The organism is Kribbella sp. (assembly GCF_035687465.1).
Classification (GTDB): Bacteria; Actinomycetota; Actinomycetes; order Propionibacteriales; family Kribbellaceae; genus Kribbella.
On record NZ_DASRXP010000351.1, the window covers coordinates 1 to 9,817 of the forward strand.

Genomic DNA, 9,817 nt, shown 5'->3' on the forward strand with positions numbered 1-9,817 from the left:
GGACGTTCGGCTCGCAGGGGGAACTGCTCATCGCGCGCAGCCGGGTCCGGCTCATCACCCCGACGCCGCTTGCACCGGAACTGCTGGAGGCGGTGGACAGTCCACTGACAGCGACGAGATTCGGCGTGGTCGACGACCTGAAGGAACGATTGCTCGAGGCGGATCTCGGTCGGGCGTACTCAGCCTGGCAGGTTCTGCAACGCATGACGCGCAAGGATGACAGCCACAAGGTGCAGGAAGCGGCCCGTCGCTGGGTCGAGGCGGCGGTCCCACGGGCGACGCCGACTGAGCTGGAGCTGCAGATGGCTGAGGATGGATCGGCGGTCGGCGAGCTCAGGCTGGAAGGTCCACCCCTTGCTGTAGTCGCGGTGGCGGTGGCAAGCGCCCCGTGGATCCGCGTCGAGCAGGCCGGCGCGGTGGTGCGGGTCATCGCGCGCCCCAATCGCTATGGCATACACGAAGGCGCGGTTGTGCTGAGCGGACCGACCGGGGAGTGCCAGATCCCCGTCCGGGCACGGTTCCCGATGCCCGAGCCCCAGCCAGAGCCAGAGCCGCCGGTGTCGCCGGAGCCGAGACCGACGCCGCCGGGTGTGCGTGATACGCAGCCGCCATCGTCCCAGCCGGAATGGCCGCCACCGGAGTGGTTTCCGCCGCCCGGGCCGGAGCCGAATTCGACAGGAGAGCAAGCAGACCCCGACCCCAGCGCGACTTCGCCGCCACGCGTCCCGGCACCGCCGCCCTGGTGGCTGGTGGCTGTGTTGATCGTCGGCGCGCTGGCCCTGACTGTGCTGAACTGGCCGGGCGCGGAGCCACGCAACGGTTGGTACGACGAGTCGAACACCCACTGGAATGTGGAAAGCAACTGGCGCATTTCCTGGATCTGGGCCTCGATCACCACGCTCTTTGCCGCGCTGGTAGTGCGATGGACCGGCCGCCACGCAAGCCTCGTCCTCGGTGTCGTGGCCGGCTGCGCAACATCGTTGGGCGTGGACGGCCTCGTGTATCTGGCTGGGGGCCTGGCCAACAATGTCGGCAGCTGGTCCGCGACCCTGCTGATCTCAGCCGCGATGATCGCGGCCATCTGGAGTGTGGTGCGTCCGACGGTGTGGGCGTCGTGGTCGGTCCATCCGGTGGGGGCGGGGTTGGTTCTCGTCGGGGGCGCCCTGTATCTGGTCAGTGGGGCCATCGATCACAACGATGGGACCTCCTGGTTCTCGGTGACCAAGATGGGAGTCGTCGAGCCGTTCTTCCTTGCCGTGCTTGCGTGGGCTGCTCTCGCCGCGCCCAGAGGCTCGAGGTCGCGTGCATTTCTGTTGGCGACTGCGGCGACCTGTGTGGCCTTCAACGTGATCGACTTGGGCCTGGGAAAGCTGGGCACGATCATCAGCTTCATTCAGGGGTCGACCGACAGTGGGAGCGAATATGCCTACCTGACCGGCCTGGCCGCCAGTGCTCTGGTGCTGGCAGGGATCGCACTAGGCAGCAGCCTGCGACCGGACGCCGCGCCCAGACGAGCGCCCATGTCTTAGCGATCTCAACAACTTCGCCACCTATCGGGCGCTGCACGCCCCGGGAAAGAACTTCAGCGCGCCGAATCCCAGGAAGATCAGGCCGAGACTGACTCGCAGAATGTCGACGCTCCGCCGGCCGAGCTGGCCGATCGCTTTGCCGATCCGTGTGACTGAACCGACATCCGAATACTTGACATGCATTTTCTAACGCCCCCGTTACTTTGTGTTGAACAAATCAGGCAGAACCTTTGACCGCCACTACGGAGAGCGATCCGCCTTTGGTTCTCGACCGGGTCAAACAGGCGAGGCGTGGCGAAGACCGGCCGAGCCGTGATGCATGATGTGGCGAGGATCCGCGATCACAAGGAGGCGTAGTTGCATGGCGCAACGAACTCAGGTGTTCCTCACCGACGACCTCGACGGCACGAACATCCCGTCAGGCAAGGGCGAGACCGTCATCTTCGCCCTGGACGGCAAGACCTATGAGATCGACCTCACCCGCAAGAACGGCACCGCGCTGCGCAAGGCGCTGCGGCCGTATATCGAGGCCGGTCGATCCGTCCGGACTTCTCATGGCGTGAAGGTCAGGCGGACCCGCCTAGGGTCCGACGCCAAAACCATCAAGGAATGGGCGCGAGCCCATGGCTACGACGTCAACGCTCGCGGGCGAATCCCCAACGAGATCCGCGAGGCCTTCGACGCAGCCAACTAGCCACCAGGACGTCATTGACGGTCGTCCGCGCTCTTTGTGGTGAGCCGCGCAGAAGGCTTGCGGCGATTGTCGGCAACAGCGTGGTCATGAACGGGATTGTCAGTCCGAATGCGAGATCAGCGCCCGCCGACAACGCAGTACCGGTCGGTTCGAGGGTCAGCGGGTTGCTTTGATGGCCTTGAGGATGAGGTCTGTGGTGGCTTTGGGGCGGGACATCATCGGTACGTGGGAGGCCTCGACCTCCTCGACGTGGGCCTTCGCCCTTGCTGCCATGAAGCGCTCGGTGACCGGCGGGATCGCGTGGTCCTCGGTGGCGACCAGGTACCAGGACGGGATGGTCTTCCAGGCCGGAGTACCCGACAGTTCGGTGAAGGCCGCCAGGGAGAACGGACGCTGCGTCGCCTGCATCAAACGGGTGGTACTGCAGGGCAGGTCGCCGGCGAAGGCCTCGCGGAACACCGACTCCTTGATGTAGAGATCGGTGCCCGTGCCGCCGCCCGGCAAGGGGTAGGGACGCTCGAGGAGAGCGTCGGGCGTGATCTGGGTGCCCGGGTTCTTGGTGACCAGTCCGGCGAGGTTCTCGCCCTGGTCGGGAGCGAACGCGGCGATGTAGACCAATGCCTTCACATTCGGTACACCGACCGCCGCGTTGGTGATGACGGCTCCACCGTACGAGTGCCCGACGAGCACGATGGGACCGGTGATGGACTGCAGAACGCTGCGGAGGTAGGCGGCGTCGGAGCCGAGTCCACGCAGCGGGTTCGCCGGGGCGATGACGGGATAGCCGTCCTTCTGCAGCCGTTCGATTTCGGCGTTCCACCCCGAAGAGTCCGCCCAGCCGCCGTGCACCAGCACGACAGTCGGCTTGGGGTGCGTGGTGCTGGTTCCGCTGGCCGGTGCAGCGCCCGCGAGGAGGGCGACCGCCAGGACGACGGACAGGGCGAGTGCGATCCTCGCGCGCGTGGTGGAGACCAGGCGTGACAGTTGGTGTTGCATGGTGGTGCTCCTAGCTGGTGATGATTGGTGTGACGGCTTCAGCAGCCCTTCGAGAGGGACGCTAGGCGCGCGACCGGCAGCCGGGATTGAGTCATCTGACGTAGATTCAGGAACTGCTACTCACGGTCGCCGGACCAGTACAGATCTGGTGGCTCAGGTGAGGCGGACGCGGGGGTCGATGAAGGCGTAGGCGATGTCCACGACGACGTTCGCGGCGACGATGGAGATCGTCACGATCATCATCACGGCCATGATGATCGGCAGGTCGACGCCCAGTACCGCATCGATGGTCAGCCGGCCCATGCCGTGGATGCCGTAGATCTGCTCGGTGATCACCGCGCCCCCGATGAGACTGCCGAGGTCGAGGCCGAAGATGGTGGTGATCGGAGCCAGTACGGCGCGGAGGCCGTGTTTGAAGACGATCCGTCCCTCGCTGAGGCCCTTCGCCCGGGCGGTGACGATGAAGTCCTCATTCATCACGTCGATCATGAATGCACGGGTCAGCCGGGTGTAGAGCGCTACGTAGACCAGCGCCAGTGTGATCCACGGCAGGATGTACGAGGTGAACCACGCTCCCGGACCGGCGGTGAGCGCGAAGTTCATGGTGTCGGGAGCAGGCAGGATTTTCAGTTTGACGATGAAGATCAGATACAGCAGATTGCCGAACACGAGGGTGGGCAACGATGCTCCGAACAGGGCGAGGCCGACGCTCAACCTGTCGAGCAACTGACCCCTGCGGAGCGCCGCGACGAGGCCAAGGAGCACCCCGCCGGTCAGCCAGAGGACGGCGGCTCCCGTCGCCAGCCAGAAGGTCGGCCAGAAAGCGTCGGCCAGGGACCCCCATACCTGGACGCCGGTGTGAATGGAGCGGTCGAAACACGGCCAGTCGCAGTGTTCCTTCGAGCCTTCGGTCCCCAGCTCTCTGCCGCGCGGGTCGACCAGTCCGCTCATGTAGTTCCCGTATTGCACGATCAGCGGTTTGTCGAACCCGAAGGCTCGATTGATCTGCTCGAACCGCTCGGTGTTGCAGTGATAGTTGCAGATCTCCCGCGCCGGCCGGACGGGTGTTGTCCAGAACAGCGAGAACGTGATGACGCTGATCACCCAGATGATCAGAACCATCTGCAGCAGTCTGCGGATGACGAAGCGAAGCATCTGACACCCTTCCGCTGACCGGCGGGCGACAGCAGCCACGCCCGTGAGCCCGAGCATGCAGGCGAGCGCGTCCCGGCGACCACCCTTTTCGACTGTGGCTAAAAGGTCCGGAACCGTTCGTACAGTGGTTGGCGTACTCCGGGTTCAGAGACTCACCAGACTGAGAGCGAGGAATTGAGCATGGATGGGGGCACACCGCTGCGGGTGGTCGCGATGACTGCGTATCTGCCCAGCTACCGGATCATTGCCGACTGGGCTGAACGGAACGGGCACGAGATCGTGCTGATCGTCACGCCGCCGGTCGGGGCGAGCAGTCGGTACGGCGCCGGCGGCAACCCGTTCGTCCAAACCCTGCCGGTGGAGTCCAGCGTGCTGATGACCGGCAAGCTGCGCTCGGTCGCTGCGGCGGTCATCGCTGCCATCCAGCCGGATCTGATCATCTCGGCCGCCTTTCCCCGGTTGATCCCCGCGGAGATCCTGGAGATCCCGAAGTACGGCGCCTTGAATCTGCATCCGTCCCGCCTTCCCAAAGGCCGTGGCCCCAACCCGGCCCGCCTGATCTACGAAGGCGCGACCACCGTCGATGCCACCGTGCACCGCACCGAGAAGGCCTTCGACACGGGCGCCGTCCTGGCCCAGCGACAGCGGCCCCTACCGGACGACCTGACCGGTCCGACGTTGCTCACCGCGTGGGTCGAGATGCTCGATGAGTGCCTGGAGGAGGCCGCCGCCAAGGCAGTCGCAGGTGAACCCGGGCTGACGCAGAACAGCTCCGAAGCATCTGAGGCTCCGATGTTCACCGACGCTGAGCTGGTCCTCGATCTCAGTGAGCCGATAGCTGTCGTTCGACGGCAGGTCGCCGCTCTGAACCTCTTCGGGCCAAGAGCTCAGGCCGTCATCAACGGCGCCGAGGTAGTGATCCACAGCGTCCACGCGGAGCTCAGCCCAGGTGCCAACGGAGCTCCAGGCACTGTCCTCGCTGAGAATCCCGACGGATGGACGATCCAAACCAAAGATGGCGTACTACGGGTCGTCGGCGATCGTCGCTGAACTGCTGCCGAGCGACAAGCGGACAGCCTGCGCCTGCAAGGCCTGACACCGCCGTGGCCAGAACCATCCTGGAAGAGGCCGGGATAGCGAGCTAATCGATGCACCGATGAGTTTTCGTCGTTGCTGTCGTTTCACTGGTCAAGAGCGTCGGTCAGACTGTGACCGACCCGATCGTGGGAGGCTGCAATGGACTGGAAGCTTGAACTCGTCATCGTCCCGGTGACGGATGTGGACCGGGCGAAGAAGTTCTACACCGATCAACTCGGCTTCCGCGAGGATGTCGATCACCGCGCGGGTGACTCTTTCCGGGTGGTGCAGCTGACGCCGCCAGGCTCGTCCTGCTCGATCTCGATCGGTACGGGCCTGACCAAGGCGGCGCCCGGGACGTACCAGGGCACGCACCTGGTGGTGAACGACATCGAGGCGGCGCGGGCCGATCTGGTCGAGCGTGGGGTCGAGGTCGGCGAGCCGTTCCACTTCACCGCCGAGGGGCAGCAGACCGGGGTGGATCCGAACCGCGCCGACTACGGGACGTTCCTGACCTTCGAGGACCCGGACGGCAACGGCTGGACGGTTCAGGAGGTCCGGAAGACCACCCCCGACCGACTGTGAACAAGGTGCTCGAAGAGGCGGCGTTCGCGGGCGACGAGGCCGCGTTCGCCGACCTCGCCGGACGGCACCGGCGTGAGTTGCACGTGCACTGCTACCGGATGCTGGCGTCCTTCGACGACGCCGAGGACGCAGTACAGGAGACCCTGCTGCGGGCCTGGCGCGGCCGGGACGGGTTCGACGGCAGGACCTACTTCCGTGCCTGGCTCTACCGGATCGCGACGAACGTCTGCCTGGACGTGTCCCGGCGGCACGCTCGCCGGCAGGCCGCGTCGCCCGGGGAGATGGTGTGGCTGCAGCCGTATCCGGACCAGTTGCTGGACGAGATCGCGCCGCCTGCCGATCAGCCGGATGCGGTGGCGGTCGACCGGGAGACGATCGAGTTGGCGTTCCTGGTCGCGCTGCAGGCGTTGCCGCCACGGCAGCGCGCGGCGCTGATCGCCCGGGACGTACTCGGCTGGCCGGCTGGCGAAACCGCAGCTCTGCTGGAGACCAGCGTGGCGGCGGCGAACAGCGCCTTGCAGCGAGCCCGGGCGACCATGCAGGAGCGCCTGCCGGCTCGTCGTTCGGACTGGACCGCCCCGCGGCCGAGCGTCGAGGAGCGGGCGTTGCTGGATCGGTTCATCGACGCGCACGAGCGCTGCGATGCGGCAGCGGCGATCGCGATCGCGGCCGAGGACCTGCGGATCTCGATGCCGCCGGACCGACTGTCCTTCCAGGGGATCGAGATGATCCGTCCACTGCTGGAGCGGGCGTTCGGGCCGAACCGGGACGGCGACTGGAAGCTGGTGCCCACTTCGGCCAACCGGCTGCCGGCCGCCGCGAGCTACCTCCGCCGGCCAGGGGACACGGTGTTCCGGGCGTTCAAGCTCGACGTACTACGGATCGCCGACGGCTCCATCGCCGAGATCATGACCTTCGGCTACTCCCGCTTTCCCGCCTTCGGTCTGCCACCGCAGCTCTGAGGGGCAGATGGCCTTGCCCGAAAGGGCATGTCATGACCAACGAGTGCTCGCGGTGGCTACCCGGCCGAGCGCGATCTCGGCCAGCACCAGCATGGGCAACATGTCGACGATCCCCACCCTCGTGGGAGCCGGGGACGTGGTCCTGCTCGATTCGCAGGTGCACCGGAGTGTGCGGATGGCCGCCAAGTTGGTGGACGCTCCGGTGTATGCGATTCCGCACAGCGACCTCGACGTACTGGAGCGCCGGATCCGTCAGTTGAGCGAGGAGCACGACCGGGTCTGGTACATGGCGGACGGCCTCTACAGCATGTTCGGCGACTTCTTCCCGGCGAAAGAGCTGAGCATCCTGGCCGAGCGGTACCCGACCGAGGAAGACGTCATCGGCCTGGTCCGAGCCATCGCCGAAAACCTGTCGACCGACTGATCACCCCGCCACCCGTCTTACCCACCACGCCCCGCCTGCGCGTCAAGGCTGGGCGACGGTGATCTTGCCGTTGTCGACCAGCCAGGCGATTGCTTCAAGGGTGGCTCCGAGGGCGGTGTAGCGGGGGTGGAAGCCGAGCAGCCGGGCTGCCTTCTCCATCGAACAGTGCGGGCTGTGCGCGATGTGGTCCCAGGTCAGCTCGGCATCGCGAGCGGAGACAGTCGCGCGCCACTGCTCCCAGGGGAGGAAGGTCAGCTCGGGGTCCCGGCCGAACCACCGCGCCACGCCCTCGGCGTACCCGCGAAGCGTCATCGCGCCCTCGGCGCCGGCATGGAAGCTCTCGCCGACCGCGACGGACCGGTTTGCCATCGCGGCCAGGAAGAGGCCGGCCACGTCGGCGGCGTGGACGTGCTGGACGGTCTCGAGGCCGAGGTTGGGCAACGCCAGTTCATTGCCACTGGCAAGCTTTTCGAAGACGCCCAGGTCGAGGTTGCCGGCCGGGTTGACCGGGGTCCAGCCCGGTCCGCTGATGTGGCCGGGGTGGATGACCGTGGCGGGCACGCCTCGGCGGGTCAACAGGTACCGCTCGATCGCGGCCTTGGCGATCCCGTACTCCCCGAACGGCGTGCGTGGTGCGTCCTCCCGGGTGGGCACCGTGGTGCTCGGGCCGTGCACCCAGAGCGTGCCGCAATGCAGCAGGTGCTGGACCTGGTCCTCGATCGCTTCGGCCAACTGGCGGGCGCTGTCCTCGGTGAAGCAGATCAGGTCGATCACCACATCTGCCTGCAACCCGCGGACCCGCTGACCGAAGGTGCCGGCCGCCTCCTCCGCATCCCGATCCACCTTCAGCACCTCGACCCGGCGCCAGGCGCCACTCGACAGGTACGGCTCCCTCCGCCCACGGCTGAGCACGACAACCTCATGCCCCGCTACCACCAACTCCGGCACCAGATACGTGCCGATATGCCCAGTACCTCCGATAACGACTACGCGCATACCCTCCACCCTAGGGGGCGTCGGTCAGGGGGTGCCGAGTTGGTAGTGGTTGGTGACGGTTGTCTGGTTCAGGGCACTTGTGTAGATGGGCGACCTCGTCGATCGTGCCGTCGAAACAGCCGGGAGCGTTGGAGTCCAACGGACTGCGGGCGGGAGCGGATGACTACCTCACCAAGCCGTTCGGCAGCAACGAACCGGTGGCACGACTGGAGGCCTTGTTGCGCAGGGCAACGCCGCCGACCCGGGCGATCGAGGTCTACGACGACGGCCTGCTGCGGATCGATCGCAGCGGCTTTCGGCTACCGCTTCCGTCGTCCGGTATGACTGCAACAGAGGCCGATCGGCCCACCGGTAGTTGATGGCGGCAACTTGTTTGGATTGTTGACTACGGCATCCAGTTGGCCATTGACAGTGAGTGATCCCTCACCTAGCGTCAATCTCAGTAACGAATTGTGATCGGCGGGGAAGGGCCTCCGGGCCGCCGTCGGTCGAACGGGGTGCGAACACGCTGTCTGCTCGCGGTGGGCCGGAACGGTCCTGCTGCCGGTGGCGGTCTGCCGACGTGATCCTGCCGGACTCTCGATCGAGTCCCTGCTGACAGGACCGTCGGACATGTGACCGCAGAGCCTCCTTTGCGAAGCGCTATCCAGCGCCACCTGTCGTGCTGATCCTTGGGGTCGAGCGGCTTGATCAAAGGATGAGGATGAGTCCTTCATGAAGCTTTCCAGACCTGTACCGGTGGCCGCTCGAATACGTCTGAGTGTGCTGGCGGTGGCGGCCGCGTTCGCGGTCTCCTCGGCCGGTCTGCTGGCAACCGGGGGGAGCGCCTCGGCGGCAGCAGTGGTGGTGCCGTTGGGGACCGCCGAGAGCTTCGTGGTCCTCGCCGGTGCGGGAATCACCAATACCGGACCCACCGTGCTGACCGGAGACATCGGCAGTTTTCCGAATCCGGCGATCAGCGGCACCGCGACGATGACGATCACGGGAACGAACCACGCCGGGGACAACGTGACGCAGGGGGCGAAGGACGATCTGGTCACTGCCTACAACGTCGCTGCGGGGGAGAAGCCTCCGACGCCGATCACCGACGACCTGGGCGGCAAGAGGCTGACTCAGGGGGTCTACAACTCGGCCTCCTCGATCGGGTTGACCGGCGCGCTGACGCTGGACGCCGAGGGTGACGAGGGGGCGGTCTTCGTGTTCCAGGCGGGATCCACGCTCACCACGGCGACCAGCAGCAGCGTGTTGCTTGTCAACGGGGCTCGGTCCTGCAACGTGTTCTGGCAGGTGGGCAGTTCGGCGACACTAGGTACCGCGACCAGGTTCCGCGGGACCATCCTGGCGTTGACGTCCATCACCATGGACACGGGAGCCACGGCCGTCGGCCGGATGCTGGCCC

At 66.2% G+C, this 9,817-nt stretch carries 10 protein-coding genes and 1 pseudogene; 8 read left to right on the forward strand and 3 right to left on the reverse strand.

The genetic code is table 11. The annotated features are described in order from the left end of the window. Together VFG33_RS18400 and VFG33_RS18405 are read left to right on the forward strand one after the other, a co-directional pair. Window positions 1-1,529, forward strand: a pseudogene (locus VFG33_RS18400) (hypothetical protein); the annotation flags it as partial. Between the two features lie 361 nt (window positions 1,530-1,890). Continuing rightward, window positions 1,891-2,223: a histone-like nucleoid-structuring protein Lsr2 gene (locus VFG33_RS18405; RefSeq protein WP_325054122.1), complete on the forward strand. Its 333-nt coding sequence runs from the start codon at window positions 1,891-1,893 to the stop codon at window positions 2,221-2,223. Between the two features lie 156 nt (window positions 2,224-2,379). Here VFG33_RS18405 and VFG33_RS18410 read toward each other — a convergent pair whose 3' ends face one another. Both VFG33_RS18410 and VFG33_RS18415 read right to left on the reverse strand, forming a co-directional pair. Next, window positions 2,380-3,219 (reverse strand): alpha/beta fold hydrolase, encoded by an 840-nt coding sequence (locus tag VFG33_RS18410; protein WP_325054123.1) that lies wholly within the window; start codon window positions 3,217-3,219, stop codon window positions 2,380-2,382. A gap of 153 nt (window positions 3,220-3,372) precedes the next feature. Continuing rightward, a complete protein-coding gene (locus tag VFG33_RS18415; RefSeq protein WP_325054124.1) occupies window positions 3,373-4,374 on the reverse strand; it encodes an ABC transporter permease in 1,002 nt (333 codons plus the stop codon). A 180-nt stretch (window positions 4,375-4,554) separates the two neighbouring features. Here VFG33_RS18415 and VFG33_RS18420 point away from each other — a divergent pair, with 180 nt between their 5' ends. From VFG33_RS18420 to VFG33_RS18435, 4 genes are all read left to right on the forward strand, one after another. Next, entirely contained in the window at window positions 4,555-5,424 is an 870-nt protein-coding gene (locus VFG33_RS18420; protein WP_325054125.1) for a methionyl-tRNA formyltransferase, read from the forward strand. Between the two features lie 186 nt (window positions 5,425-5,610). Next, entirely contained in the window at window positions 5,611-6,036 is a 426-nt protein-coding gene (locus tag VFG33_RS18425) for a glyoxalase superfamily protein (protein WP_325054126.1), read from the forward strand. 5 nt (window positions 6,037-6,041) lie between these two features. After that, window positions 6,042-6,998, forward strand: coding sequence for an RNA polymerase subunit sigma-70 (locus VFG33_RS18430; protein WP_325054127.1), 957 nt, complete (start codon window positions 6,042-6,044; stop codon window positions 6,996-6,998). Between the two features lie 52 nt (window positions 6,999-7,050). Then, window positions 7,051-7,422, forward strand: a complete 372-nt coding sequence (locus VFG33_RS18435; RefSeq protein WP_325054128.1) for an aminotransferase class I/II-fold pyridoxal phosphate-dependent enzyme — start codon at window positions 7,051-7,053, stop codon at window positions 7,420-7,422. 42 nt (window positions 7,423-7,464) lie between these two features. Here the strand turns inward: VFG33_RS18435 and VFG33_RS18440 are convergent, their stop codons facing one another. Continuing rightward, window positions 7,465-8,418, reverse strand: coding sequence for an NAD-dependent epimerase/dehydratase family protein (locus VFG33_RS18440; RefSeq protein WP_325054129.1), 954 nt, complete (start codon window positions 8,416-8,418; stop codon window positions 7,465-7,467). Window positions 8,419-8,522: 104 nt separating this feature from the next. On the opposite strand from VFG33_RS18440, the gene VFG33_RS41280 reads away from it, so the two are divergent. After that, window positions 8,523-8,777, forward strand: coding sequence for a hypothetical protein (locus VFG33_RS41280; protein WP_325054130.1), 255 nt, complete (start codon window positions 8,523-8,525; stop codon window positions 8,775-8,777). A 355-nt stretch (window positions 8,778-9,132) separates the two neighbouring features. Next, on the forward strand, window positions 9,133-9,817 hold a 685-nt coding region (locus tag VFG33_RS18450), incomplete at its 3' end, for an ice-binding family protein (protein WP_325054131.1).